The following is a 25,881-nucleotide window of genomic DNA, read 5'->3' as shown; positions in this document are numbered from 1 at the left end:
TGGCTCCGTTCAATACATGTTGAGGGCGAGGCGGGCGTCCTCGCTCATGCGGCTCTGGTCCCATGGCGGATCCCAGACGATCTCCACCTCGACGCCGGTCACGCCCGGCACCTGGCGGATCGCTTCCTCCGCCATGCCCGGCAACTCCTGCGCCGAGGGGCAGGAGGGGGTGGTCAGCGTCATCTCGACCTTCACCTTGCCGTCATCGGCCATCTCGATGGCGTAAATCAGGCCGAGTTCGTACACGTCGACCGGAATCTCGGGGTCGAAGACGGTCTTGAGCGCGGCGATGACGCCTTCCTCGGTCACCTGGGGAAGGGCCTCACCGTCAGGCGTCCAGCTGCCATGGGTAGCGGCATTCTCACTCACTGCTCGTCTCCTTCTCGCCGGCCAGTGCGGCGTCGAGGGTCTTCCAGGGCAAGGTCACGCATTTCACCCGGCTCGGAAACTTGTGCACGACGGCGAAGATGGACAAGGGCTCGGCCTCGTCCGCCTGGCCCGATCGCGCGATCTCCGCGGCGCGGCGACCGAGGGACGCGGCCTCCTCGCGCGTGCGTCCGGGCGCGAGCCGGGCGAGCATGGTGGCGCTCGCCTGGCAGATCTCGCAGCCGCGCGCGACGTGGCGGACCTCGCCGATCCGCGGCTCTTCCAGCGTGACGTAGAGGTCAACGCGGTCGCCGCACATCGGGTTGTCGCCGCGGGCGTTCGTATCGAAGTGCTCCGGCTTGCCGCGATGCGCAGCATCCCGCGCCAACTCCCGCAGGCGGCTGGAGTAGAGGTCGGCGATGTCGCCCGCGTCGTTCACGCAAAGAACTTCCGGGCATCCACCAGCTTGGCGGCCAGCAGGTCGATCTCCTCCGGCGTCGTGTAGAGGCCGAAGGACGCGCGGGTGGTGCCGCCATCCACGCCGAAGCGCTCGTGCAGCGGCTCCGCGCAGTGGCGCCCGGCCCGAACGGCGATGCCATGGCGGTCGAGATAGGTGGAAAGATCGTGCGGGTGGACGCCGTCGATGGCGAAGGCGAAGACGCCGCCGCGATCCTGCGCGGTTCCCAGCAGGGTCAGGCCCGGCACCGCCGTCAGCGTGGCCATGGCATGGTCCACCAGCGCACGCTCATGCGCCTCGATGGCCTCCATGCCGATGCCGTTCACGTAGTCCACCGCCGCGTGCAGGCCAACGGCCTCCACGATGGGCGGCGTGCCGGCCTCGAAGCGCGCGGGCGCCTCGGCATAGGTGGTGCGCTCCAGCGTCACGCTCGCGATCATGTCGCCGCCGCCCAGGAACGGCGGCATGGCGTTGAGCAGCGCGCGCTTGCCGTAGAGCACGCCGATACCCGTCGGCCCGTAGAGCTTGTGGCCGGTGAAGACGTAGAAATCGGCATCGATGGCCTTCACGTCCACATGGCGGTGGACGGCGGCCTGGCTGCCGTCGAACAGCACCTTGGCGCCGGCCTCGTGCGCCATGCGCGCGATCTGTGCGGCGGGCGTCACCGTGCCCAGCACGTTGGACATGTGCGTCACCGCGACCAGCCCGACCTTGCCGTCCGCGAGCTGCGCGGCGAGATGCTCCAGGTCCAGCTCGCCGCGATCTGTCACACGGACATAGCGCAGGCCGATGCCGCGATTCTCGTCACGCAGCATCTGCCAGGGCACCATGTTGGCATGGTGCTCCATCTCGCTCGTCAGCACGAACTGGCCGGGCTTCAGCACGCCGCGCCCGAAGCTGTGCGCCACGAGGTTGATGGCGGCCGTGCTGTTGGAGGCGAAGACGATCTCCTCCGGCTCGGCCGCGCCCAGGAAGCGCTGCACGGCGATGCGCGCGGCCTCGTAGGCCTCGGTCGCCGTTTCGCTCAGGTGGTAGGCGCCGCGATGGACATTTGCATAGGCCGTCTCGAGGCAGCGCGTCATGGCATCGATCACGGCGCGCGGCTTCTGGGCCGAAGCGCCGCTGTCGAGGAAGGTGAGCGGCTTGCCATGCACCGTCGTTCCCAGGATCGGGAAATCCCGGCGGATGGCGGCGAGGTCGAAGCCCGGTGCGATGCGCGTGTCCATGATCAGGCTGCCTCGCGTTCCCACCAGCCCTCGGTCGCTTCGCTCAGCGCGTCGCGGGCCATCTCGTCGGTGACGCCCTCGACCGCTTCGGTGAGGAAGGCCTGCACCAGCATGGCGCGGGCCTGCTCGGCCGGGATGCCGCGGGCGCGCAGGTAGAAGAGCTGCGCCTCGTCCAGCGCGCCCACGGTGGCGCCGTGGCTGCACTTCACGTCGTCGGCGTAGATCTCAAGCTGCGGCTTGGCGTCGATCTCGGCTTCCTCGGAGAGGAGGAGGGCTTGGTTCATCTGGTAGCCGTCGGTCCGCTGGGCCGCCTGGCGCACCAGGATCTTGCCCTGGAAGACGCCGCGCGACTTGCCGGCCAGCACGGTCTTGTAGGTCTGCCGGCTCGCGCAATCCGGGGCCGCGTGGTCCAGGAAGGTCGTGGTGTCGGCATGCTGCCCGTCGCCCGCGAGCTGCACGCCGTTCATATGGCAGGCGGCCTTGGGGCCGAGCAGCGCGGCGTGGATCTCGTTGCGCACCAGCTTCGCGCCGGCGTTCAGCGTGAAGTTGTCATAGGTCCCGCCCGCCTGCACCGCCGCCTCGACGGTGGAAAGCTGGAAGCCCGAACGGCCTTCGCGCTGCAGGCGGATGTGGGAGAGCGTCGCACCCTCGCCGACCTGGATCTCGAAGACCGGGTTGTGCAGGTAGCTGGCTTCCGCCGGGCCGATGCTCGTCTCCAGCAGCGTCAGCGTGGCGCCGGCGCCGAGGCGGATGAGGTGGCGCGGATGGAAGGCGATGGGCCGTGCGGCATGGCTCGCGATGCTCAGCAGCTCGATCGTGCCGCCCTCGGTGCCGGCCGGCAGGTCGATCACCAAGCCATCCTCGAAGAGCATGGTGTTGAGCGAGACCAGGGGCAGCTTCTGCGCGACGGTGCCCAGCAGGAACTCGGCATCGCCCAGCGCCGAGGCGAGCGGGAAGCAGCGATAGCCCTCGGGCAGGGCCGAGAGGTTTTCCGCGAAGCGGCCATCCACGAAGACCGCGCGATGCGGCGCGCGGCGCGCGGGCAAGGCGGGGGCCTCGGCGGCCAGCGTCAGCGCCTCCGAGAAGCCCGCGGCCGCGACGGCCGAGAGGTCCGTGAAGCGCCAGGCCTCGATGCGGCGATGCGGCAGGCCGGAAGCGGCGAAGCTCTCGGCCGCCTCGGCGCGCAGCTTGGCCACGAAGGGCACGCGTCCGCCGGGGAGATGCTCGCGCAGCCCCTCGAAGCGAGCGAGGAAGCCCGCGGCGCCGTTGGGCGAAGGGGCGCTCATGCCGCCACCTTCGCGTAGCCCTCCGCCTCCAGCTCCAGCGCGAGCTCGGGCCCGCCGGACTTCACGATGCGCCCGCCCATCAGGACGTGCACGCGATCCGGCACGATGTAGTCGAGCAGCCGCTGGTAGTGCGTGATGACGAGGGAGGAGAAGTTCGGGCCGCGCATGGCGTTCACGCCATCGGCCACGATCTTCAGCGCGTCGATGTCGAGGCCGCTGTCCGTCTCGTCGAGGATGGCGAGCGTCGGCTCCAGCAGGGCCATCTGCAGCACCTCGTTGCGCTTCTTCTCGCCGCCCGAGAAGCCGACATTGACGTTGCGTTTCAGCACGTCGTCCGACATCTGCAGCGCCTTGAGCTTCGTGCGCGCGAGCTTGAGGAAGGCCATGGCGTCGATCTCGGCCTCGCCCCGCTGCTTGCGGACGGCGTTCACCGCCGTGCGCAGGAAGTTGGCATTGCCCACGCCCGGCAGCTCCACCGGATACTGGAAGGCGAGGAAAAGGCCGGCGGCTGCGCGCTCCTCGGGCTCCATGCTCAGCAGGTCGGCGCCGTTGTAGGTCGCGCTGCCGGCCGTGATCTCGTAGCCCTCGCGCCCGCTCAGCACGTAGGAGAGGGTGGACTTGCCCGAGCCGTTCGGGCCCATGATCGCGTGGATCTCGCCCTTCGGCACTTCCAGGTCGATGCCCTTCAGGATGGGCTTGCCATCGACCTCGGCGGTCAGGCCTTCGATCTTCAACACTTAACCAACACTCCCTTCGAGCGAGATCGCCAGAAGCTTCTGGGCTTCCACGGCGAACTCCATCGGCAATTCCTTGAGCACTTCACGGCAGAAGCCGTTCACGATGAGGCCGACGGCCTCTTCCTGGTTCAGGCCGCGGCTGCGGCAGTAGAACAGCTGGTCCTCGGCGATGCGCGACGTCGTGGCCTCGTGCTCCACCTTCGCGGTGGCGCAGCGGTTCTCGATGTAGGGCACGGTATGGGCGCCGCACTGGTCGCCGATCAGCAGGCTGTCGCACTGGGTGAAGTTGCGCGCGCCCTTCGCCTTGGGGCTAATCTTCACGAGGCCGCGATAGGTGTTCTGACCCTGGCCCGCGCTGATGCCCTTCGAGACGATGGTGCTGCGGGTGTTCTTGCCCACGTGCCACATCTTCGTCCCGGTATCGGCCTGCTGGAAATTGTTCGTGATGGCGACCGAGTAGAACTCGCCCACGCTGTCGTCGCCGAGCAGCATACAGGACGGGTACTTCCAGGTGACGGCGGAGCCGGTCTCGACCTGCGTCCAGCTCACCTTGCTGCGGGCGCCGCGGCAGGCCGCGCGCTTCGTCACGAAGTTGTAGATGCCGCCCTTGCCGTTGGCGTCGCCCGGGTACCAGTTCTGCACCGTGCTGTACTTGATCGTCGCATCGTCCATGGCGACGAGCTCGACCACGGCGGCGTGCATCTGGTTCTCGTCGCGCATCGGCGCCGTGCAGCCCTCGAGGTAGCTCACATGGCTGCCGGCCTCGGCGATGATCAGCGTGCGCTCGAACTGGCCCGTGCTCTTCGCATTGATGCGGAAATAGGTGCTGAGCTCCATCGGGCAGCGGACGCCCTTGGGGATGTACACGAAGCTGCCATCGGTGAAGACGGCCGAGTTCAGGCAGGCGAAGAAGTTGTCGCCCGGCGGAACCACGCTGCCGAGATACTGCTTCACCAGCTCCGGATGGTTCTGCACCGCCTCGGAGATCGAGCAGAAGATGATGCCTTCCTTGGCCAGCTTGTCCTTGAAGGTCGTGGCCACGGAGACGCTGTCGAACACCATGTCGACAGCGATGCCCTGAAGGCGCTCCTGCTCGTGCACGGGGATGCCGAGCTTCTCATAGGTGCGCAGCAGCTCGGGATCGACCTCGTCGAGCGACTTCGGCGCGGTCTTGTTGGAGGGCGCGGCGTAGTAGTATGCGTCCTGGTAGTCGATCCTGGGGTAGTTGACGGCGGCCCAGTCGGGCTCCTCCATCTTCTGCCAATGCGCGAAGGCCTTCAGGCGCCATTCCAGCAGCCATTCCGGCTCGCCCTTCTTGGCGCTGATGAAGCGGACGATCTCCTCGTTCAGGCCCTTGGGCGCGAACTCCATCGCGATGTCCGTCTCGAAGCCCCATTTATAGCCGCTGTCCTGAGCGGCCTGGACGGTTTCGAGGGTTTCGGTGTCGGCAGGCATATACGCTCCTACTCGGCGGCTACGTGATGGCCGGGGGCATGCGGCAGGAAGCTGCCGGAGCAGCCGCCGCCGGCCAGGTCGGCCACGGAAATTTGGGCAAGCGCATCGCGGATGGCCCGGTTCACCGGATCCCAGCGACCGCGCACGGGGCAGAGGTGCTCGCTGTCGCAGCCGCCGGAGCCGCCGTCAACACAGGCGGTCAGCGCGATCGGCCCGTCGAAGGCGACGATGACGTCGGAGAGCTTGATCTCGGCGAGGGGGCGGCTGAGGCGGTAACCGCCGCGGGCGCCGCGCATGCCCTCGACGATGCCGCACTGGGCCATGATCTTCAGGACCTTCGCCACGGTGGGCTCGGCCAGGCCGGTGCGCGCGGCGAGGCCGGGCGCGCTCAGCAGCGGCGCGTCGGACTGGCCCATGCGGGACAGCACCACCACCGCGTAATCCGTCAACCTGGAGAGCTTCAACACCGCCCGTCTCCTGCGATAGCCTCCAAATAGGACCGTTGGTGTCCCCTTTGAAGCCCCCGGGGTGCGTTCAGTCATGATTTCGGCGGAAAAACCTTTCGCATCAGCGCATGGCTGGGTTGCCGTACCCCGTCCGCGGGCTCAGTCTTGCCCTCCTGTAATGGAGGGCACATGCCAAGCATCCGGACCGATGACGGGGTCGATCTGCACTATGTCGAGGCCGGTTCCGGCACGCCGATGGTGTTCGTCCATGAATTCGCGGGCAACGCGCTCTCATGGGAGCCGCAGCTGCGTTTCTTCGCCCGGCGCTACCATTGCGTCGCCTATTTCGCGCGCGGCTACCCGCCCAGCGGCGTGCCGAAGGACGCAAGGTCCTACGGCCAGGACCGCGCGACGGACGACATCGCCGCCATTATCCGCGGGCTGAACCTGGCGCCGGCCCATGTGGTCGGTCTCTCGATGGGCGGCTTCGCGACGCTGCACCTGGGCCTGCGATATCCGCACCTGGCGCGCAGCCTGACGGCCGCGGGCGTCGGCTATGGCGCCGAGCGGGACAAGCGCGCCCAGTTCCAGGCGGAGCTCGACGCCTCGGTGGCCAAGCTGCGGGCGGAGGGCATGGCCAGTTTCGCCCGCGCCTATACCCATGGGCCGACGCGCCTGATCTTCGAAGAGAAGGACCCGCGCGGCTATGCCGAGTTCGCGGAAGGAATGGAGCGCCATTCGCCCGAGGGCTCGGCGCTGACCATGCTGGGCGTGCAGCGCGAGCGCCCCTCGCTCTTCGACCTGGAGGAGCGTTTCCGGAAGCTGACGGTGCCGACCCTGGTGGTGGCCGGCGACGAGGACGACCCGACGCTGGAGCCCGCCATCTACCTCAAGCGCACGATCCCGACCTCGGCCCTCGCGGTGCTGCCCAAGTGCGGGCACACGATGAACATCGAGGAGCCCGATGCCTTCAACCGGGCGGTGCTGGATTTCGCGACGGCGGTGGACAGCGGGGCCTGGCGGACGCGTATCCCGGCCAGCCAGGCGGGCGGGATCATCGCTGCCCGCTAGCGACGAGGCCCGAGGCCCTGGCTGAAAAGCTAAGCCGCCTTGCGGCTTAGCGCATCCGCGATGTGCTCGGCGGGATAGGCGCCGCTGAACAGCACCCGGCCATCCAGTGCGAAGCTCGGGACACCCTGGATGCCGATGCGGCGGAAATAGGCGTCCTCGGCGCGGACCTGCTCGGCCAGTTCCTCGCCGTCCAGGAATTCGGCGGCGTCGAGGCCGAGGCCGGAAGCAATTTCCGCCAGCGTCGCAAGGTCGCCCACGTCCTGGCCCTGCTGGAAATAGGCGCGGAACAGGGCCTCCGCCATTTCATGCTGGCGGGGGCCGGCCCATTGGATGAGGCGGTGCGCGTTCACGGTATTGGGTGTCCGCAGCATCAGGTCGTGGCGGAATTCCAGCCCCACGGCGCGTCCGGCTTCGGCCACGCGGGCATCGAGCTCCCGCCCGCGCTCCTCGCTGCCGAACTTCTGGGCGCGGTAGCTGGCGCGTTCCACGCCTTCCGCGGGCATCTCGGGGTTGAGCTGGAAGGGGCGCCAATGGACCTCGAAGTTCCCGGCCTCCGGGCCCAGAAGTGCCAATGCCGTGTCCAGGTTCCGCTTGCCGATCCAGCACCAGGGGCAGATCGCGTCCGAGATCACGTCGATGCGGCGCTTGGCGTCCATGGGTCACCCCCGTTGTTTCATGCCACAATCTGCGCCATTCGGGCGGGCAAAGGTAGCGGGGATGACCATGCGGACTCAGGTCGGGATCGTGGGCGCTGGCCCCGCGGGGTTGCTTCTCGCCCAGCTGCTGCATCGCGCGGGCATCGACAGCGTGGTGCTGGAGGCGCGCTCGCGCCCCTATATCGAGGGGCGCATCCGCGCGGGCCTGCTGGAGCAGGGCAGCGTGGACACGCTGGTCGAGGCCGGGCTCGGCGACCGCCTGCTGCGAGAGGGCCTGGCGCATGACGGGCTGGAGCTGCGCTTCGACGGCGCCTCGCACCGCATCGACATGCACGCGCTGACGGGCAAGCGCGTCACCATCTACGGACAGCAGGAGGCGGTAAAGGACATGGTGGCCGCGCGGCTCGCGACCGGCCGCCCGCTGCATTTCGAGGTGGAGGACGTGCGCGTCCACGACATCGCCGGAAGCCCCCGCATCACCTGGCGCGGCGAGGGCGGCGAGCATGTGCTGGACTGCGACATCATCGCCGGGTGCGACGGCTTCCACGGCATCTGCCGCGAGGCCATCCCGGCGGAAGAGCTTCGCATCTACGAGCGCATCTATCCCTTCGCCTGGCTCGGCATTCTGGCCGAGGCCCCGCCCGTCAGCCACGAGCTGATCTACGCCCGGCACGAGGAAGGCTTCGCGCTAGCCACCATGCGGAGCCACACGCTCTCCCGCCTCTATCTGCAATGCGCGCCGGACGAAGACCTCGCGCTCTGGCCCGACGAGCGGATCTGGGAGGCGCTCCGCACGCGCCTCGGTGGCGTCAACGAGGGGAAGATCATCCAGCGCGGCGTCACCGCCATGCGCAGCTTCGTCGCCGAGCCCATGCGCTACGGCAGGCTGTTCCTGGCGGGCGACGCGGCGCATATCGTGCCGCCGACGGGCGCCAAGGGCATGAACCTCGCGGTGGCCGACGTCCGCGTGCTGGCCGCCGCGCTGACCGACTTCTTCGCGGGCCGCGGCACCGGGCTGATGGACCGCTACAGCGAGATCTGCCTGAAGCGCATCTGGAAGGTCCAGCGCTTCTCCTGGTGGATGACGGCGATGCTGCACCGCTACAGCGACAACGACCCCTTCGAGCACCGCGTACAGGTCGCCGAGCTCGACTACCTGGTTCACTCCGACGCCGCGCGCACCACGCTGGCCGAACAATATGTGGGACTGCCTTATGACATCTGACCGCCTCAAGCTCGGCATCATCGGCCTCGGCATCATGGGCGAGCGCCTGATCCGCGTCGCGCTGGAGCATGCGGGGACGGAAGTGGTCGCCGTGTGGGATCCTTCGCCCGCGGCGGCGGAACGGCTGGCCGGGATCACCGGCGCGCTCGCCATGAGCGGCTCGGCCGCCGAGGTCATCGCGGCGGCCGATGCGGTCTACGTCGCCTCGCCGCCGGATTCCCACATTGCGCTGGGCGAGGCCGCGCTCGCTGCCGGCAAGGCGCTGTTCCTGGAGAAGCCGCTCGCCTCGGACGTCGCCGCCGCGAAGACCTTCGTGGCCTGGGCCAAGGGCAAGCCGGCCGCGGTGAACTTCCCCATGGCCTCCTCGCCCTCCATCGCGCAGCTGCGCGCCTGGCGGCCGCAGATCGGGCGGCTGGAGCGCATCGAGATCGAGGCCGAGTTCGCGGGTTGGCCGCGCGGCTGGCAGAAGGGCGCGGCCTCCTGGCTTTCCAAGCGCGCCGAGGGCGGCTTCACGCGCGAGGTCTGCTCCCACTTCCTGTTCCTGGCGCAGCGTTGGGGCGGGCCGCTGAAGCTCGCGGAGGCGAGCGCGACCTATCCCGAGGGCGATGGCTCGGAGACCGCGTGCAGCGCGCGCATCTGGGCCGGGGACGTGCCGGTCTCCCTGAAGGGCTCGGTGGGAACGACGGCGGACGACGAACGGAACCTGACGACCTTCGTGGGCACCAAGGGCAGCATCCGGCTGCGCAACTGGTCCTTCGCCGAGAAGCTGGAGGCGGATGGGACCTGGAAGGCCGCGCCCGATGCCATTCCCAACGAGAAGATGCGTCCTCTGACGCTGGGCGGGCAGATCGACAAGCTCGCGGTCCTGGCGCGCGGCGGCGAGACCGAGCTGGCGAGCCTGGAAGAGGCGCTGTCGATCCAGGAAGCCGTCGAGGGGATCCTGGCCTCAGCCCGCTGAGGCGCGGGGCTTCAGCAGGATCATGAGGGCCCCGCCGGCGATCAGGCCCCAGAAGGCGGGGCCGATCCCGCCCACGCTGAGGCCCGAGCCGGTCACCACGAAGGTCACGATGGCGGGGATGCGCATCTCCTCCGGCCCCAGCGCGATGGAGAGCGCGCCCGCCAGCGAGGCCAGCAGCGCGAGGCCCGCCACGGCCTGGATCAACAGGGGCGGGGCGGCGGCCACGACGCTCGCCGCCACGCCCGCGATCAGCGCGAAGCCGAGATAGCCGATGCTGGCGAAGACGCCTGCGATCCAGCGTCGGGCCGGGTCCGGATGCGCCTCGGGCCCGGCGCAGAGGGCCGCCGTGATGGCCGCGAGGTTCACGAGCTGCCCGCCCGCGAAGCCGCCGAGCAGGCTGCCGGCGCCTGTCGCGAGGAAGACCGGCCGGATCTGGATGCGGTAGCCGTTCGCCGCCAGCACCGCGAAGCCGGGCAGGTTCTGCGACGCCATGGTGACGAGGAAGAGCGGCAGGGCGATGCCGATCATGGCGCCCCATTCGAAGCTCGGCGTCACCCAGACCAGCTCCGGCGGGTGCCAGGCCCCGCCGCCCGGCAGGCCGGGGCCGAGCAGCAGCACGGCCACCGCGACCACCACCGCCGCCGGCACGGCCCAGAGCCGCTGCAGCCGCAGCATCACCGCCCAGGCCAGCACCACCGGCAGCGCCAGCAGGGGAATGGCCCCGACGGCGCGCACGGGCGCGAGGCAGAGGTCCAGCAGCACGCCCGCCAGCATGGCGGCGGCGATCGCGGGCGGGATGCGCTCGACCGCGCGGGCGAAGGGGCGCCAGAGCCCGGCCAGCACCACCAGGGCCGAGGCCGCCATGAAGGCCCCCACCGCCGCCGAGAACCCGCCGGCCGGAGCGCCGCTCGCGGCCAGCAGCGCCGCGCCCGGCGTGGACCAGGCGATGGAGATCGGCTTGCGCCAGACCCAGGAGAAGGCGCCGCCCAGCAGGCCCATCAGCAAGCACAGCACCACGAGGCCGGAGGCCGCCTGCGCGGGCGTGGCGCCCATGGCGGTGAAGCCCTGCAACACCACCGCGAAGGAGGAGGCAAAGCCGACGAAGGCCGCGAGAAGGCCGAGCAGGACAGGCTGCAACATGTCGCGCGCCTAGCACCGACCGGGACGCCGGGCCACCCCGACGCTACTGGGTGACGGCGCCCCCGCGCACGACGCAATTCGAGATGCGGACCACCGGCCCGGTCGCCGGCGCGTCCGAATTGGTCAGCAGGACGTTGTTCAGCGTGGCGAGGGTCCCCGTGCCGAAGGTCCAGCGCAGGGTCGCAGTTCGCGGAAAGCTGATGTTGGCGTTCGGGCGCAGGGTCACGCCGGGCGGAAAGCCGGAGGCGCTCATGGTGACCGTGAGGGTCCGGCCGCCCGTGACGTGCCCTTCGACCAGGACATCATAGACGTAGCCCGCGCTGCCCGGTGTCACGATGTACCGTGTGAGCGTGGCACGGCTGCTGCAATCCTGCGCCATCACCGGGGCGGCGAGGCCCGCGAGGACGGCGGCGAGGCCACTGGCCCGGATCATGGACATGACGACCTCCCTGGATGGCAGGTCGAGCATGCGTGACGGCCACCCGCCATTGCCAATCGGCCCTTCCGATGATGGGAGGTCTCTTAGCCTATGGCGCCAGCCGGATCCGCCCCGTGACCCCGTCGGGCTCGCGCGTCAGGCGACGCAGATGCCCCTCGTGCCAGTCCGGCAGCAGGTCGCCCCAATGGCGGGAGACGGGGTTTCCCGACTGCCCCGTGGAGACGATCGCGTAGATCCCATCCGGCGAGGCGAGATCGGCCACCATCCGCAGCCCCGCGCCATGGATGGCATCCAGGGTTCCGCTATTCCGGAATCCCTGTCGCTGCACGGTCTGGTCGTCGCCGTCCGCCGGGACGGCCAGTTCGACGGCGCGGTTCAGCCAAGGCACGAAGCGCAGCACAGGATGCTCGAACCGCGCCTGATGAACCTGTCCCCAGCGCCACGCGGCCGGGTCGTCGCCATGCTGGCGGGAGAGTTCGCCGACCGCCTCCGCCAGCGCGAGCGCCGCCATGGCAAGGCAATCCCCGCCGCACCACCAGCCGGCGTTGGGATCGGTCAGCAGGAAGCGGGCGAATTCCGGGCCGCCCCGCCCATCGGGAACGCCGGCCTGCCGGAGGGCCAGCGCGGGCAGGCGGCGGAGAAAGGCGTTCCAGATGAGCGGCTGGGGCAGGTCCGCGCGGATCTCGCCGTTCCAGTCTGCCAGCAGCGCCTGCGCCGCGCCGAGCGTGCCGCTACCGCGCGGCAGGCCCTTCAGTATCGGGAGCACCTCGCGCGCCAGCAGCGAGACCCGGTCCATCTGGATCGCGGCGAACCGCGAGGCGTCGCGCGGCCCGGGCTCGGCCAGCAGGGCGTGGATGCGGCGAAACCGCCAGTCGCCGAACCATTCGCGCGAAAGGAAGGCAGGGTGACCCTCGGGGCTCACGCGGTTATTGGCGTTGACGAGGATGCCGCTCTCCGGGTTCTCGGCATGCGGCATCTCGTCGAAGGGGATGAAGCCGGTCCAACGCGCATCACCCGCCTGCGGGACACTGCCGTCGCCGCGCGAACGTACCGGCGTGCGACCGGTGAGGTACATGGCGATCCGCCCCTCGCGGTCCGCCACCATCATGTTTTGGGATGGCGAGGTGACGAGGGCCGCGGCCGCCCGCGCGTCTGCGATGCGGCGGCCGCGGTTCAGCTGCAGGAAACCCTGCGCCGCCGTATCGCCCGGCTCCAGGTTCGCCATGCGGACGGAGAGCACGCGGCCATCGGTGCGCGGCGTCTCGTCGAGGTCGGAGATCACCGGGCCCTGCGCCGTCGCGCGGACCTCGAAGGTCACGGGCAATTCGCCGCGCACGTGGATGGTCTCCGTGCGGACGACGCGTGCGGCGCTCGCCGGCTCGATGAACACGTCCTGCGTGTCGGAATGGGTGGTGGTGAAGCCCCAGGCGAGGTCGTTGTTCCGCCCGATGATGACGAGCGGCGTGCCCGGCGCCGTGGCGCCCGCGAGGAAACGCCCCTCGGGCAGCTCGATCCGCGCCAGGTACCACAGGATGGGCGCGCCGTAGCCCAGATGCGGGTCCGAGGCGAGCATGGCGCTGCCCGAGGCGCCGCGTGCCACCGCCCAGGCGTTGGAGGCGCTGGAGGGAAGCGGCGCGTCCTCCCCGAAGACGGGAATGGCGGCCAGGATCCGGTCCAGCCCCGGCAACGCCGCCACATCCGGCCGCCCCGCGCTGCGGTCGGCGGGCCAGAGGTCCCAGAGGCGGTCGGCGGGGAGTATTCCGGCGAGGCGAGCGCGCTCGATCTCGCCGCGCCAGTCGCCGGAGAGCCAGAGCCCCATCACCTTGGCCCAGAGCAGCGAATGCGCGGGCTGCCAGTATTCGGGCGCGCCCAGCAGGAGGAATTCGGGTGCCGCGAAGCGCCCGCGCTGGGCGATCCAGGCGTTCACGCCCACGGCATAGGCTTCGAGCATCGCGCGCGTATCCGCGTCGAGCGTGGCGAAATCCTCTTCCGCGCGCTGGCTGAGGCCCAGCAGGCGGGTGAAGCGGTCGTTGCGCAGCATGGCGCTGCCCGCGATCTCCGAGAGGCGGCCCTGCGCGCCGCGGCGCATCATCTCCATCTGGAACATGCGGTCGCGGGCGTGCAGGTAACCCATGGCAAGCGCCGCATCGCGCTCGTTCATCGCCTGCACGCGCGGGATCCCGGCCTCGTCGAGCTGGATGCTCACGGGCGCGGAGAGGCCGGCAACGCGCAGTTCCGTGTTTCCGGGCGGAAGCGTCCACCAGACGAGGGCGCCGGCCAGGACCGGGACGGCTACCAGCATCAGCACGAAACCGAGGAAGATCCGGCGCCCCCAACGGCTCCGGTGGCGCCGGCGTGCCATCTATTCCGGCTCGATGCCCGCGCCGCGGATCATCTCGCCCCAGGCGGAGATCTGCTGCACGACGAAGGCGCCAAGTTCGGCCGGCGAGGAGGTGCCGCCGTCGAAGCCCATCTCGGCCATCCGGCTGCGATACTCGGGCTTGGCGCCGATGCGCTGCATTGCCGCGGCCAGGGTGGCCGTCACCTCGGCAGGCAGGCGCGCCGGACCGAAGAAGGCGGCGAAGCTCAGCAGGTCGAAGCCCGTCAGCCCCTGTTCGGAGAGCGTCGGCGCATCCGGCACGAGGGCCGACCGCGTGGCGTTCGTGATGCCGAGCGGACGCAGCCGCCCCTCTCGCACATGGCCGAGCGAGGGCGTCAGGTCGATCACGATGCTCGAGACGCGGCCCGCGATCACATCCGTGATGGCGGGCGGCGTGGAGCGGTAAGGGACATGCAGCATCTCGACGCCCGCGAGGCGCGCGATGGTGGCCCCTGCCACGATGCCGGTTCCGTTGCCGCTGGCGTAGCTGATGCTGCCGGGCCGCGCGCGCGCCAGCGCCAGGAACTCCTGCAGGTTCCGCGCCGGGACCTCGGCATTGATGGTCAGCCAGAAGATGTAGTTGCCGAGCTTGCTGATCGGCGTGAAGTCGCCGACCGGGTCGTATTCCATCCGCTTCAGCAGCCAGGGATTGGCGGCATGCGTCGTGTTCGTCGTGACGAAGAGCGTGTGGCCGTCCGGCGCGCTTCGCATCACCGCCGTCGCCGCGATGGTGCCGTTCGCGCCCGCGCGATTGTCCACCGTGATGGGCGCGCCGCCGAGCTCGGTGGAGAGCATCTGCGCCAGCACGCGCGTGACCGCATCGGTGCCGGAGCCCGCGGCGAAGGGCACGATGATGTTGATCGGCCGGTTCGGCCGCCACTCGCCCTGAGCAAGCGCGCTCCGGGCGAGGGCAGGGGCCGCGAGGCCCGCGATCAAGGCGCGACGTTGCATCTTCCAATTCCTTCCCTGAAGGGGCGGGCCGGCTTGATGCGGCCTTCGCCCCGCTATGCGTCAGCCCAACTCCATCTCCGCGACGGCAAGGATGGTCGCGAGGCTCGCGCGCATGCCGCGCAGCGAGGATTCGATCTCCACGTCGATCCATTCCTCCAGCGAATGCGCGCGCCCGCCGGCACCGCCGGAGCCGATGCGCAGCGCGGGGATGCCGAGGCTCATCGGGATATTGGCGTCGGTCGAGGACCATTCGAAGGAAGGGGTGTAGCCCTCCGCCGCGACGGCCGCGGCGGCGAGCCGCGCGATGGGCGAGCCATTGGCGGTGTGGCCGGCGGGGCGGTCGCCCACGCGGGTCAGTTCCGCCGTGATGGTGCCTTCGCGCGCCTTGTTCTCGGCGGCGACGGCGGCGTCCACGCCGGCCAGGAAGGCGCGGTCGAGCCTGGCGAGCTCGGCCTCGGAGGCGGAGCGCAGGTCGACTTCCATGGTCACGACCTCGGGGATCGCGTTGATGGAGGTGCCGCCGCCGACCACGCTCACGCAATGCGTGGTCACCGGGTCGCGCGGGACCTCGATGGCGGCCAGCGCGCGCGCGGCATCGGCCATGGCGTACATCGGGTTCACCAGGCCGAAGGCGGCGAAGCTGTGCCCGCCGGGGCCGCGGAAAGCCACGCGGTAGCGGCGCGAGCCGATGCCGCCGGTGACGATGCGGTCCACCTCGGGGCTGTCCACCGTGAAGAAGCCGCGGATGCGCTCGCGCAGCGGGTGCTTGGCGAAGAGGTGGCGGATGCCGCGCAGGTCACCCAGGCCTTCCTCGCCGACATCGCCGACGAAGAGGATGTCATGCCGCGTGCGGATGCCGGCGGCGTCCATCGCGCGCAGGAAGCCCAGGTTCACGGCCAGGCTGCGCGTGTCGTCGCCCACGCCGGGCGCGAAGAGCTTCGTGCCCTCCCGCCGCACGCGGACATCGGTACCGGGGGGAAAGACCGTGTCCAGATGCGCCGCGACCACGATGACGTCGCCATTGCCGAAGCCGCGCCTGAGGCCGAAGACGTTGCCGACCTCATCCTGGCCGACCTCTTCCAGCCCATGGGCGCGCAGCATCTCCAGATAGGCCGCCGCCCGCTTCTCCTCGCCGAAGGGCGGGGAGGGGATTTCGGTGAGCGTGATGATGTCGGCCACCGTGCGGTCGTGCTCCGCGCGCATGGTGTCGCAGGCCTTCTGGTAGCTCGCATCGGCGCGTATGGCGGCAATGGTCTGGTCGCTGGTCATTCGGTCGTACCTGGGTCGGGAAGGGAGATGGAGCGGGGCGCCGTGCCGCGCCCCGCGCCCGTCAGACGATCTTGTTGATGAGGTCCGTGCGGCCGGCCTTCAGGCGCTCGATATTCTCCATCATGATGTCGAGCACGTTGTTCTCGAAGGCGCAGGTCTCACCGCCCGTATGCGGGGCGAGGAAGGCGTTCGGCAGCGTCCAGAGCGGCGAGGACTCGGGCAGCGGCTCGGTCGCCATCACGTCGAGGCCGGCGCCCTTGATGCGCTTCGTCTTCAGCGCCTCGATCATCGCCTCCTCGTCCACGACCTTGCCGCGGGCGCAGTTCACCAGATAGGCGCTGGGCTTCATGAGCGCGAAGGCCTTGGCGTCGATCAGGTTCGTCGTCTCCGGCGTCAGCGGGCAGACGAGCACCACGAAATCCGCGCGGGGCAGGATCTTCGGCAGGTCGGCCGTGGCGTAGACTTCGTCCGCGCCTTCTTTGCCGGAGGCGGGGTTGGCACGCACGCCGATCACCGTCATCTCGAAGGCCTTGAGCAGCTTGATCAGCCGCGCGCCGATCTTGCCCATGCCGACGACGATCGCGGTCTTGCCCGCCAGCTCGTCCTCGCGGATCTCGAAATCGCCCTTCATGCCCGACCAATGCTTCCGGGCCTGATCGTCGCGCGCCACGAAGAGGCGCCGCACCATGCCGAGCATGAGGCCGACCGCATGCTCGCTGACGGCGGCGGCGTTGGCGCCGGCGGCATTGCAGAGCGTGATGCCGTGCTTCTTCAGCACCTCCCGGTCGAACTGGTCCGTCCCGGAGGAGAGCGCCTGCACGTATTTCAGCTTGGGCGCCTTCTCCGGCAGGAAGTTCTTCCACATGCCGCTGATGACCAGCACCTCCGCATCCGCGACGCGGGCCTCCAGCTCCTCGAGGCTGCGGGCCTCGAAGCTCGGGTACGGATTGCCGCGCTCGGCGAAGCGATCGCCGTTGCGGTAGACGACATGGGCGAAGCCGATGGTCGGCTTGTCGGGAAAACTCACGCGGCAGACTCCTCGAGGAACACCTGGACGGCCTGGAACAGGGCGCCGCGATTGCGCTCCATCCACATGCCGTGCGTGCCTTCGCCCAGCAGCACGAGGCGCTTGCCGGGCGAGGCGGTCAGAAGCGGGAACAGGGTCTGCGCCATGTAGGGCGGCGTGTCCTGGTCCCATTCGCCCAGCACCAGCAGGGTGGGGGCGGTGATCTTGGCGGGGTCGTAGAAGGGACGGCCCGAACCCCAGTATTCGCGGATGTCGGCGAGGCTGCCGTTGGGCGCGCGCAGCGCCGGCGGGCTGCGGCGCAGGCCCTCGGGGTCGGTGGCCCATGTGACGCCGGCCCAATGCTCGAACCAGCCGGCCGGAACGAGCGAGGCGCGCGCGGCCTCAGGCACGCCCGCGCCGCGGCGGGCGCGCGCGGCCTCCTGCGTCACGAAGCGATAGGCGCCGAGCTGGCTGCCCGGATCGGCCGCCGATGTTCCTTGCTGGAGCCACAGCGGCGCGTAGAGCACCAGGCGTTCCACCACCGACGCATTGTCGGCGGCGAAGCGGCCCATGAGCTGCGTGCCCCAGGAATAGCCGAAATGGATGCACTTCGGGATGGACCGGCGGCCGCGCACGAAGGCGGAGACGGCGGCGATGTCGGCCACGGCCGTTTCGCCCCGCACCAGAGGCGGATTGGCTTCGGGCGGCTGGGCCATCTCGGGCGGACGGGTCGAGCGGCCATAGCCGCGGATGTCCATGCACCAGACGTCGAAGCCACGGCCGGCGATGTAGTCCATCCACGACAGCCCGCCGAGCGGCAGGTCGAAGGCCGTGTGGGCGGGGTAGGTCGCGCCATGGACCATGATGATCGTACGGCCCGGGGAGAAGCTGGTCAGGCTCTCCGGCCGCTTGTTGCGGACGAAGATCTCGATGCCCGCGTCGCCGGCGGGAACCATGAACTCCTCGGTGACGATACGCGGGGCCTGGGCCTGGGCCGTCCCGGTCGCGACGAAGGGCGCGGCCAAGGCCGGGGTGGCAAGCAGCATGCGGCGTTGCATCGGGTTCTCCCTGACGATGGGCGGCAGACTAGCCGGGGCGCGTCCGCTCCGCGAGGGGAGGGGTTGCGCCCGGCCTCAGCGCTCGCAGCGGATGAACAGCGTGCTCCGGTGGACCTGCTCGCCCACATCGGGGGCGCTGCGGTCCGGCCCGGTGCTTTCCGCCGTCCGGGCCTGGATTCCGGCCCGCCGGAGGAAGCCGAGCGCCGCCTGGCCCTGGACCGCGAAGTTCACGTTCTGCGCGATGTCGCCGGTCCGGCGGCTCACCGCCTGGGCGTTCAGCTTGGAGACGACGACGCCCACGACATGGCCCTGCATGTCGGTCAGCGGCCCGCCGGAATTGCCGGGCTGAACCTCGGCGCTGATCTGGTACTGGTTCGGGTTGTCGCCGAGACCGCGCAGCCCGTTCACCTCGCCGCGCGTGAGCTTGGGGTCGGAGCTGAGAAGCCCCGCCAGCGGGAAGCCATAGGCAATCACGCCCTCGCCCCGGCGGACGGCCGGGCCCGTGCGGAAGGCCAGGGGCGGCCCGACGAGGCCCGGCACGTTCAGGATGGCGACATCGAGCGCCGCATCCATCCGGGCCGGCGGAACGGCGGCGAGCCAGTGGCCGCTCGGCGTCCGCAACAGGATCCGATTGCAATTGTCCACGACATGATGGTTCGTCATCACGACATTGTCGGCCACCAGGAAGCCGGTGCCGGTCGAGGCCGCGCGGGCCTGTGCATTGGGCTGGACCACCGGCGCGCCGGGGGCCGGCCGCGCCATGTCGCCCGAGGCTGGCTGGCGCACCTGTCCCGGCGCGGGCGCGCGGGGGTTGGCCAGCGCGATCTCGCGGTTCGCGCAGATGTCCTGGTCGCGCAGCACGACCTCCCGCGCGTCCGACAGCACGAGGCGCAGATCGAAGCGGCAGCCCGCATCGGCATGGGGGTTCACTCGGAAGCCGCCCCCCTCGGCCAGCGGCCGGTCGGGCCGCAGGAGGTTCCCGCCCCAATCGCCGCTTCCGCCGCGGGGGCTGCGCACCGCGTAGAGCTGGGTGGCATCGGCCCCCGTCCGGTTCACCAGCCGGAAAGGCTGCGGTTCCGCCGCGTTCTGCGCCCAGGCCGGGGCGGCCGCGAGGACGAGGGCGAGAAAGGCGGCGGGGGCTCTGGAACGCATGGCGGAGATGTGCGCGAGGCGTTGCGCGGGCACAAGGCCCATCCCCATGTACTATTTTTGGAATCACCGCCCCTGTCGGCACGTTTCCGACAAACCTGAGAGGCGCTTCGGCGTTCCCATGGTGAGGAGCCGCCATAAGCGGCATCTGGAGAGCGCTCGCACAGGCAGGCGAGGGGCGGTTACCCGGCCCCCGTCACGATTCCGGCGATGCGTGCGGGAACCGTCTAGTGCCTTAGGCAGAGGAGTGCAGGCATGAACATCAGTGAGGCCGCAGCCGCCAGCGGCGTGAGCGCCAAGATGATCCGCCATTACGAGACGTTGGGCCTCGTGAAGCCGCTGCGGCAGAAGAACAACTACCGCAGTTACGATGCGCGCAGCGTATCGATCCTGCGCTTCATCCGGCATGCGCGGGATCTCGCCTTTCCGCTGGCGGAGGTGAAGCAGCTTCTGGGCCTGTGGCAGGACGACGGCCGCCAGAGCGCCGAGGTACGCCGCATCGCCCTGGCGCATGTCGAAGCGCTGGACGACAAGGCCCGCTCGCTCCGCGCCGTGGCGGATTCGCTGCGGCATCTGGCCAGCCATTGCCAGGGGGACGAGCGGCCCGACTGCCCCATCCTCGACCACATCAGCGGGGATGAGCGCCCGGCCCGGGAGACGGCGGGCCATCACAGCGAGCGCGTTCAGTAGACGTCCCAGTCACGCAAAAAAGCCCCGGCGGAGCGATCCGCCGGGGCTCTTTCGTTTGGGGCTGCCGCCAGGGCGTCAGTCGTTGTTACGCACGCCCATGAACTGCAGCATGAACTGGAAGAGGTTGATGAAGTTCAGGTAGAGGCCCAGCGCGTCCATCACGCTGCGCTTGCCCGCCTCTTCCGTGCCGGCGGCGTAGGCGTACTCGATGTAGTCGTTCTTGATCCGCTGCGTGTCATAGGCCGTCAGGCCGCAGAAAATCACCACGCCGAGGATCGAGACCACGAAGGCCACGGCCGGGGACTGCAGGAAGATGTTCACCAGCGACGCGAGGATGATGCCGATCAGGCCCATCATCATGAAGCTGCCCATCTTCGTCAGGTCGGTCTTGGTCGTGTAGCCGATCAGGCTCATCGCCGCGAACATGGCCGCGCAGACGAAGAACGTGCTGGCGATCGAGGTCGAGGTGTAGATCACGAAGATGTTCGCCATGCTGGCGCCCATCACCGCGCAGAATGCCCAGAACAGCGCCTGGACCGTCGTCTTGCTCATCCGGTTGATGCCGAAGGAGAGCGCGAGCACGAAGGCCAGCGGCGCGAAGATCGCGACATAGCCGAGGATCGTCGGCGCCGTCGCGTAGCCGCGCGGCGTGCGGACGACCGTGTAGAAGAGCTCGGCCACCGACGGGTTGTGCGCGATCAGGTAGGCGACGATGCCGGTCAGCAACAGGCCCGACGCCATCCAGTTGTAGACGCGCAGCATGTAGCTCCGCAGGCCGGCATCGAGCTGGACGGCATCCACGCCCGCAGTGCGGCTCCAGCCTTGGGTAGGCTGCGTCCACCGCGATTCAGGTTGGAAAGCCATGAAGTCGTATCCCTCCGATTGGGCTGAAGGAGCCCGTGTGGCGACTATATGGAGTTTCTGTAATCCGATTCAACGGAATTCGGAAGACTCCGGGGCGCCCCGCCACCTTGCGGGGAGCCTTATTCGTTACGCAACCATGGTGCCGGCCGCGCCCGAAGCGCCAATGCCGTTCCGGCATAGCCGAAGCCCAGGACCAGCAGCATGCAGCCCGCGACGGTGACCGCCAGCGTGCCCGGCAGGAAGATCCAGGGCTGGCGCATGACGCCGGTCACCACGCCCCAGGCGGCCGCCGTGCCGGCCAGCGCCGCCAGCAGCCCGGCCGCGATGCCGAGTACGCCGAACTCCACCAGGAAGGCCCGCAGGATCTGCGGCCGGGTGGCACCGACCGTCTTGAGGAGGACCGCCTCCCGCACCCTCCGGCGCTGGCCGGCCGCCACCGCGCCGGCGAGGACCAGCGCCCCGGCCAGCAGGGTGACCGACCCGGTGGCCCTCAGCGCGCCGCCGATGCGGCCGAGAAGGGCGCCCACGGCCTCCAGCGCCTCACGCACACGGATGCCCGAGACATTGGGCAGCGCGTCCGTGACCCGCCGAAGCAGCAGCGAATCCGCCGAGGCGTCGCCCCGGACCGTCGCGATATGGGTGTGCGGCGCCGAGGAGAGCAGGCCCGGCGAGGCGATCAGCGTGAAGTTCATCCCCAGGCTGCGCCATTCCACCTGCCGCAGATTGGCGATGGTCAGGTCAATGTCGCGGCCCAGGACGTTCACGGTGATGGTATCGCCCAGGCCGATTCCCCAGCCGCGGGCAATATTGGCGTCGAAGGAGACGAGCGGCGGGCCGTCATAATCCGGCGCCCACCAGCGCCCGGCCACGACCCGCGTGCCCTCCGGCATGGCGCCTGTATAGGTGAGGCCGCGGTCGCCGCGGAGCGCCCAGGCGGTCTCGGGTGTGGCCTGGACCTGCTCGGCCGGGACGCCGTTCACGGCGCTGACGCGGGCGCGAAGGCTGGGCACCCGGCGGACCTCGGCGACCCCCGGCGTGCCGCGGGCCAGCTCGTCGAAACGCTCCACCTGGTCGGGCTGGATATCGATGAAGAAGAAGTTGGGCGCCTGGGCGGGCATCTCGCTGCCCAGGGCGTGGCGCAGATTGCCCTCGATCTGCGCGATCGTGGCCAAGGTCGTGAGGCCCAGGCCGAGCGCCACCAGCAGGATCGGCGTGGCGCTGCCCGGGCGGTGCAGGTTCGCGAGGCCAAGCCGCCAGGCGGGACGCCGGATGCCGGAAAGCCGGCGGGCACCGGCCATCAGCAGCCATGCGCCGCCGCGGAACAGGAGCATGGCCGCCAGCGCGCCGAGGCAGAAATAGAGGCCGAACCATGGCTGCTCGGCCGTCAGGATGATGAGGGCGACCAGCGCCACCGCCGCCGTGCCATTGGCGAGCGCGACCTTCCAGCCCGGCCAGAAGCCGCCCCGGCCCAGGGTGTCGCGGAACAGGGCGGCGCCCGGGATCCGGCCCGCGCGGCCCAGCGGCCAGAGCGCGAAGGCCAGCGCCGTCAGCAGGCCGTAGAGCGCGGCCTGGGCGAGGGGCGCTGGATAGACGGCGATGCGCGGCGGGATGGGCAGCGCGTCGCCCAGGGCCTGCGCCGCGATCAGCGTCAGCCCCCAGCCCAGGACGAGCCCGATGGCGATTCCCAGCGCCGAGAGCGCCAGGACCTGGATCAGGTAGGCCGCGAAGATCGCCCCGGTGGGCGCGCCCATGCAGCGGAGGGTGGCGATGGTCGTGGCCCGCGCCTCCAGCCAGGCCCGCACGCCGGTCGCGACGCCGATGCCGCCCACGAGAAGGGCGGTGAGCCCCGCCAGAGTGAGGAAGGACGCCGCGCGGTCCAGGAAGCGGTTCACCCCCGGCTCGGCTTGGTCGGCCCGCCGGATACGCCAGGACGCCGAGGGGAAGGCGGCCGCGAGCTCCCGCGCCGTCTCGCGCGCCGAGGCGCCGGCCGGCAGGCGGATGCGGTATTCATAGGTGACGAGGCTGCCCGGCTGGAGCAGCGCCGTTGAAGCCAGCTGGTCGAGGGGGATGATGGCGCGCGGGCCGAAGATGGTCGGCGTGGCCACGCGGTCCGGCTCCTCCGTGATGCGCGCGGCGAAATCGAGCTGGGCCTCGCCCAGGCGCAGCGGTGTGCCGGTCTCGACGCCCAGGCGCTCGGCGATGCTCGGGTCGAGGAAAACCACGGGGCCCCGCATCGGCGCGGCAGGCTCGAGCCCCAGCCGCCCGTAGAGGGGGTAGCGGTCATCGGCGGCCTTCAGCTCCACCAGCATGCGCTCGCCATTCGGGGCGATGAGCATGCTGCGCATGAGCACGACCTGGCTGACGGTCGCGCCACGCGTGCCGAGCCAGTCCAGCACGGGCGGCTCCACGGGCTGGTTCCCGGCACGGATCTCGAGGTCGCCGCCCAGGATGCGGGCGCCATCGGCCTGCAGCCCGGCACCGATCCCGGCGCGCAGCGTACCCACTGCGGCGATGGCCGCCACGCCTAGGGCGAGGCAGGCCAGCACGATCCGCAGCCCCCGCGTGCCCGTGCGCAGCTCGCGCCGGGCCAGGGTGAGGCCGAGGCGCAGGTTCCTCATTCCGCCGCTTCCGCCTGGCGGGCGGCATCCGCGGCGCTATCGGCGGCGATCAGCCCATCCTGCACCTGCACCTGCCGCTCGCAGCGGGCGGCCAGCGCGGGGTCATGCGTAATAAGGATGAGGGTGGTGCCGTATTTCTCGCGAAGGTCGAAGAGCAGGTCCATGACCGCGAGGCCGGTGGCGCGATCCAGGTTGCCGGTGGGCTCGTCGGCCAGGATCAGGCGGGGCAGGGCCACGAAGGCCCGGGCCACGGCCACGCGCTGCTGCTCGCCGCCCGAGAGCTGGCCGGGATAATGCGTCAGGCGATGGCCGAGGCCCACGGCCTTCAGCGCGGCTTCAGCCCGGGTGAAGGCGTGCTCGTCACCTGCGAATTCCAGGGGCAGCGCCACGTTCTCGAGCGCCGTCATGGTGGGGACGAGGTGGAAGGACTGGAAGACGATGCCCACCTCCTCCCGCCGGAAGCGGGCCAGGGCGTCCTCGTCCAGGGCGGCCAGGTCGCGCCCCGCCACGCTCAGGCTGCCCGAACTGGCGCGCTCCAGCCCCGCCAGAAGCATGAGCAGCGAGGTCTTGCCGGAGCCCGAGGGGCCGACGATGCCGACCGCCTCGCCCTCGCCGATCGTGAGGCTGACCCCGCGAAGGATGTTGACCCGGCCAGCGCCGGACCCCACCTCGAAGGTGAGGTCGCGAGCCTCGATCAGCGGCCCGGCGGAGGTGTTTGGCTTGTCCATCAGCGGTGAATATGGGCGGCGCGCTGCGCTGCAAAAGCTTTTGTTTCTTTTTGCGACACCTGCCTGGGCCCAGACGTCCCGGAGCGAGCCCATCCGGCTCCTCGCCTTGGGCGATTCTCTCACTGCCGGCTACGGCCTGCCTCGGGGACGGGGCTTCGTGCCACAGCTCCAGGCCGCGCTGGATGCCAGTGGCCGGCGGGTCCGCGTGCTGGATGCGGGCGTCTCGGGCGACACCATGGCTGGCGGCGCGGCACGGCTCGACTGGGCCTTGGCCGACCGGCCGCAGGCGGCCATCGTGGCGCTGGGCGGCAATGACGGGCTGCGCGGCCTGCCGCCCGCCCGCACCGCCGAGGCTCTGGAATCCATTCTCTCCCGGCTCGAGGCTCGGCGGATTCCCGTCCTGCTCGCAGGCATGCTGGCGCCGCCGAATCTGGGCCGCGACTATGGCGCGGCCTTCGAGAAGCTCTACCGGGACGCCGTGGCGAAACGCCCCGACATCTTGTTCTACCCCTTCTTCCTCGACGGAATCGCCGCCGAACCGGCACTCAACCAGCCTGATCGCATTCACCCGAACGAGGCCGGCGTGGCCGAGCTGGTGCGCCGCATCCTGCCTGTCACCGAACAACTTCTGGACCGCGTGCCGCCCCAGGCCGCAGGATAACTCCCGAATCGGGAAGGAGGCCTGACCCATGCGTCTCTTCGTCGCACTGGACCTTCCTGCGGATGTGAAGGACCGCCTGGCCGCCATGGCTGGGGGTATCCCCGGTGTCCGCTGGATCCCACCCTCCAACTATCATCTGACCCTGCGCTTCATCGGCGAGGTTCCGGGCTACATGGCCGAGGAGGTCGACCTCGCCCTGGCGGGAATCCGCGCCAAGCCCTTCGAGCTTCGGCTCGGCGGAATCGGGACCTACGAGAAGGGCGGCAAGGTGCTGTCCATCCACGCGGTGGCCGAGCGGACGCCGGGCCTCGCGCATCTGCAGACCAAGATCGAGACGGCGCTGCAGCGGGCGGGCCTGCCGCCTGAGCGGCGCAAGTTCCAGCCCCATGTCACACTGGCCCGGACCGACGGCGCGCCGCTGGCCAAGCTCGCGGGGTTTCTGCAGGCCCATAACCTCTTCCGGAGCGAGCCCGTGATGGTGGAGCATTTCGTGCTCTTCTCCTCGCGCCTCGGGAAGGAGCAGGCCGTCTACACGCCCGAGGTCGAGTACGCCCTGGCGGCCTGATCTCGCGCCGTGAGGGCCACCGGCCGGGGCGCGTTGCCGGCCGATGCGGAGCCGGGCTTCCCCGGGCGCTTCCCGGCGCGCTAGAAGCGGGGCGTGGCAAGGTTCCGTTCCCTGCTGATCCGCCTGATGGCCGTCGTGCTGCTCCTGCAGTCCGGCGCGGCCATGGCGCATTGCCTGCGTGGCATGAGCCATGGCGAGGCCATCGAGATCTGCTCGATCGACGGCGTCCGCACCATCCACCTCGACCAGGACGGCAATCCGCTGGCCGACGAGGCGCCGCAGATGCAGGGCGGCTTCTGCCCGGCCTGCCATGCCCTGCCGGCCGTCGAGCTTCCGGGGCCTCCCATCGTCGCCGCCCCGGCCTGGCATCTGGCCTCGCCCAACTGGCATGCCGCCGGCGAGGCGCGCCTGCTGCCGCCGGCCCGCGCGCCGCCCTACGCCACGAGAGCGCCGCCCGCCTTCGCGATCTGAACCCGCCCA

At 70.2% G+C, this 25,881-nt stretch carries 26 protein-coding genes; 7 read left to right on the top strand and 19 right to left on the bottom strand.

Translation table 11 applies throughout. The annotated features are described in order from the left end of the window. Nucleotides 1-9: 9 nt before the first annotated feature. The 7 genes from WJM96_RS10160 to WJM96_RS10130 are packed head-to-tail and all read right to left on the bottom strand — an operon-like array spanning nucleotide 10 to nucleotide 5,994. Nucleotides 10-369: an SUF system Fe-S cluster assembly protein gene (locus tag WJM96_RS10160; protein ID WP_424812369.1), complete on the bottom strand. Its 360-nt coding sequence runs from the start codon at nucleotides 367-369 to the stop codon at nucleotides 10-12. Beyond that, nucleotides 362-805 carry a Fe-S cluster assembly sulfur transfer protein SufU gene (gene sufU / locus WJM96_RS10155; protein WP_424812368.1) on the bottom strand — a complete coding sequence of 148 codons (444 nt, stop codon included), beginning with the start codon at nucleotides 803-805 and terminating at the stop codon, nucleotides 362-364. The genes WJM96_RS10160 and sufU overlap by 8 nt, the downstream gene beginning before the upstream one ends. Further along, on the bottom strand, nucleotides 802-2,049 hold the full coding sequence (locus tag WJM96_RS10150; RefSeq protein ID WP_424812367.1) for an aminotransferase class V-fold PLP-dependent enzyme: 1,248 nt from the start codon (nucleotides 2,047-2,049) through the stop codon (nucleotides 802-804). Before WJM96_RS10150 ends, sufU begins: the two co-directional genes overlap by 4 nt. 2 nt (nucleotides 2,050-2,051) lie before the next feature. Next, complete coding sequence (sufD, locus tag WJM96_RS10145; protein WP_424812366.1) at nucleotides 2,052-3,335, bottom strand: Fe-S cluster assembly protein SufD; 1,284 nt, start codon at nucleotides 3,333-3,335, stop codon at nucleotides 2,052-2,054. Continuing rightward, nucleotides 3,332-4,072, bottom strand: coding sequence for a Fe-S cluster assembly ATPase SufC (gene sufC, locus WJM96_RS10140; RefSeq protein ID WP_424812365.1), 741 nt, complete (start codon nucleotides 4,070-4,072; stop codon nucleotides 3,332-3,334). The genes sufD and sufC overlap by 4 nt, the downstream gene beginning before the upstream one ends. Continuing rightward, nucleotides 4,073-5,527: a Fe-S cluster assembly protein SufB gene (sufB, locus tag WJM96_RS10135; protein ID WP_424812364.1), complete on the bottom strand. Its 1,455-nt coding sequence runs from the start codon at nucleotides 5,525-5,527 to the stop codon at nucleotides 4,073-4,075. 8 nt (nucleotides 5,528-5,535) lie between these two features. Beyond that, on the bottom strand, nucleotides 5,536-5,994 hold the full coding sequence (locus WJM96_RS10130) for an SUF system Fe-S cluster assembly regulator (RefSeq protein WP_424812363.1): 459 nt from the start codon (nucleotides 5,992-5,994) through the stop codon (nucleotides 5,536-5,538). A gap of 168 nt (nucleotides 5,995-6,162) precedes the next feature. On the opposite strand from WJM96_RS10130, the gene WJM96_RS10125 reads away from it, so the two are divergent. Then, complete coding sequence (locus WJM96_RS10125) at nucleotides 6,163-7,044, top strand: alpha/beta fold hydrolase (protein WP_424812362.1); 882 nt, start codon at nucleotides 6,163-6,165, stop codon at nucleotides 7,042-7,044. A 29-nt stretch (nucleotides 7,045-7,073) separates the two neighbouring features. On the opposite strand, the gene WJM96_RS10120 is transcribed toward WJM96_RS10125, so the two are convergent. Further along, entirely contained in the window at nucleotides 7,074-7,700 is a 627-nt protein-coding gene (locus WJM96_RS10120) for a DsbA family oxidoreductase (RefSeq protein ID WP_424812361.1), read from the bottom strand. Between the two features lie 61 nt (nucleotides 7,701-7,761). On the opposite strand from WJM96_RS10120, the gene pobA reads away from it, so the two are divergent. Together pobA and WJM96_RS10110 are read left to right on the top strand one after the other, a co-directional pair. Further along, nucleotides 7,762-8,925, top strand: a complete 1,164-nt coding sequence (gene pobA / locus WJM96_RS10115) for a 4-hydroxybenzoate 3-monooxygenase (protein ID WP_424812360.1) — start codon at nucleotides 7,762-7,764, stop codon at nucleotides 8,923-8,925. Then, on the top strand, nucleotides 8,915-9,883 hold the full coding sequence (locus tag WJM96_RS10110; protein ID WP_424812359.1) for a Gfo/Idh/MocA family protein: 969 nt from the start codon (nucleotides 8,915-8,917) through the stop codon (nucleotides 9,881-9,883). The genes pobA and WJM96_RS10110 overlap by 11 nt, the downstream gene beginning before the upstream one ends. Here WJM96_RS10110 and WJM96_RS10105 read toward each other — a convergent pair. The 8 genes from WJM96_RS10105 to WJM96_RS10070 form a co-directional block, all read right to left on the bottom strand. Continuing rightward, on the bottom strand, nucleotides 9,872-11,023 hold the full coding sequence (locus WJM96_RS10105) for a benzoate/H(+) symporter BenE family transporter (protein WP_424812358.1): 1,152 nt from the start codon (nucleotides 11,021-11,023) through the stop codon (nucleotides 9,872-9,874). The genes WJM96_RS10110 and WJM96_RS10105 overlap by 12 nt on opposite strands. Nucleotides 11,024-11,066: 43 nt before the next feature. After that, entirely contained in the window at nucleotides 11,067-11,462 is a 396-nt protein-coding gene (locus WJM96_RS10100; protein ID WP_424812357.1) for a hypothetical protein, read from the bottom strand. A gap of 88 nt (nucleotides 11,463-11,550) precedes the next feature. After that, nucleotides 11,551-13,764 (bottom strand): penicillin acylase family protein, encoded by a 2,214-nt coding sequence (locus WJM96_RS10095; protein WP_424812356.1) that lies wholly within the window; start codon nucleotides 13,762-13,764, stop codon nucleotides 11,551-11,553. Nucleotides 13,765-13,824: 60 nt separating this feature from the next. Then, a complete protein-coding gene (locus WJM96_RS10090; protein WP_424812355.1) occupies nucleotides 13,825-14,793 on the bottom strand; it encodes a Bug family tripartite tricarboxylate transporter substrate binding protein in 969 nt (322 codons plus the stop codon). A gap of 60 nt (nucleotides 14,794-14,853) precedes the next feature. Further along, nucleotides 14,854-16,062 carry a M20/M25/M40 family metallo-hydrolase gene (locus WJM96_RS10085; protein WP_424812354.1) on the bottom strand — a complete coding sequence of 403 codons (1,209 nt, stop codon included), beginning with the start codon at nucleotides 16,060-16,062 and terminating at the stop codon, nucleotides 14,854-14,856. Between the two features lie 61 nt (nucleotides 16,063-16,123). Beyond that, entirely contained in the window at nucleotides 16,124-17,089 is a 966-nt protein-coding gene (locus WJM96_RS10080) for a D-2-hydroxyacid dehydrogenase (protein WP_424812353.1), read from the bottom strand. Further along, nucleotides 17,086-18,126 (bottom strand): alpha/beta hydrolase, encoded by a 1,041-nt coding sequence (locus tag WJM96_RS10075; protein ID WP_424812352.1) that lies wholly within the window; start codon nucleotides 18,124-18,126, stop codon nucleotides 17,086-17,088. The genes WJM96_RS10080 and WJM96_RS10075 overlap by 4 nt, the downstream gene beginning before the upstream one ends. Before the next feature lie 75 nt (nucleotides 18,127-18,201). Beyond that, nucleotides 18,202-19,278 carry a trypsin-like peptidase domain-containing protein gene (locus WJM96_RS10070; protein ID WP_424812351.1) on the bottom strand — a complete coding sequence of 359 codons (1,077 nt, stop codon included), beginning with the start codon at nucleotides 19,276-19,278 and terminating at the stop codon, nucleotides 18,202-18,204. A 252-nt stretch (nucleotides 19,279-19,530) separates the two neighbouring features. Between WJM96_RS10070 and WJM96_RS10065 the strand changes: the two genes are divergently transcribed. Continuing rightward, a complete protein-coding gene (locus WJM96_RS10065) occupies nucleotides 19,531-19,965 on the top strand; it encodes a MerR family DNA-binding protein (RefSeq protein ID WP_424812350.1) in 435 nt (144 codons plus the stop codon). A 75-nt stretch (nucleotides 19,966-20,040) separates the two neighbouring features. On the opposite strand, the gene WJM96_RS10060 is transcribed toward WJM96_RS10065, so the two are convergent. The 3 genes from WJM96_RS10060 to WJM96_RS10050 all read right to left on the bottom strand — a co-directional run bounded on the left by WJM96_RS10060 (nucleotide 20,041) and on the right by WJM96_RS10050 (nucleotide 24,175). Continuing rightward, entirely contained in the window at nucleotides 20,041-20,829 is a 789-nt protein-coding gene (locus tag WJM96_RS10060; protein WP_424812349.1) for a Bax inhibitor-1/YccA family protein, read from the bottom strand. A gap of 119 nt (nucleotides 20,830-20,948) precedes the next feature. Next, entirely contained in the window at nucleotides 20,949-23,447 is a 2,499-nt protein-coding gene (locus tag WJM96_RS10055; RefSeq protein WP_424812348.1) for an ABC transporter permease, read from the bottom strand. Next, nucleotides 23,444-24,175 carry an ABC transporter ATP-binding protein gene (locus tag WJM96_RS10050; RefSeq protein ID WP_424812347.1) on the bottom strand — a complete coding sequence of 244 codons (732 nt, stop codon included), beginning with the start codon at nucleotides 24,173-24,175 and terminating at the stop codon, nucleotides 23,444-23,446. The genes WJM96_RS10055 and WJM96_RS10050 overlap by 4 nt, the downstream gene beginning before the upstream one ends. Between WJM96_RS10050 and WJM96_RS10045 the strand changes: the two genes are divergently transcribed. From WJM96_RS10045 to WJM96_RS10035, 3 genes are all read left to right on the top strand, one after another. Continuing rightward, a complete protein-coding gene (locus WJM96_RS10045) occupies nucleotides 24,168-24,836 on the top strand; it encodes an arylesterase (RefSeq protein ID WP_424812345.1) in 669 nt (222 codons plus the stop codon). The genes WJM96_RS10050 and WJM96_RS10045 overlap by 8 nt on opposite strands. A 28-nt stretch (nucleotides 24,837-24,864) precedes the next feature. Next, a complete protein-coding gene (thpR, locus tag WJM96_RS10040) occupies nucleotides 24,865-25,401 on the top strand; it encodes an RNA 2',3'-cyclic phosphodiesterase (protein WP_424812344.1) in 537 nt (178 codons plus the stop codon). A gap of 93 nt (nucleotides 25,402-25,494) precedes the next feature. After that, nucleotides 25,495-25,872: a hypothetical protein gene (locus WJM96_RS10035; protein ID WP_424812343.1), complete on the top strand. Its 378-nt coding sequence runs from the start codon at nucleotides 25,495-25,497 to the stop codon at nucleotides 25,870-25,872. Nucleotides 25,873-25,881: the final 9 nt, after the last annotated feature.

Origin of the sequence: Roseococcus sp. YIM B11640 (genome assembly GCF_049727625.1) — a bacterium.
Classification (GTDB): Bacteria; Pseudomonadota; Alphaproteobacteria; order Acetobacterales; family Acetobacteraceae; genus Roseococcus.
The sequence above is the reverse complement of the archived record's forward strand: the minus strand, read 5'-3'. Positions and strand labels throughout refer to the sequence as shown.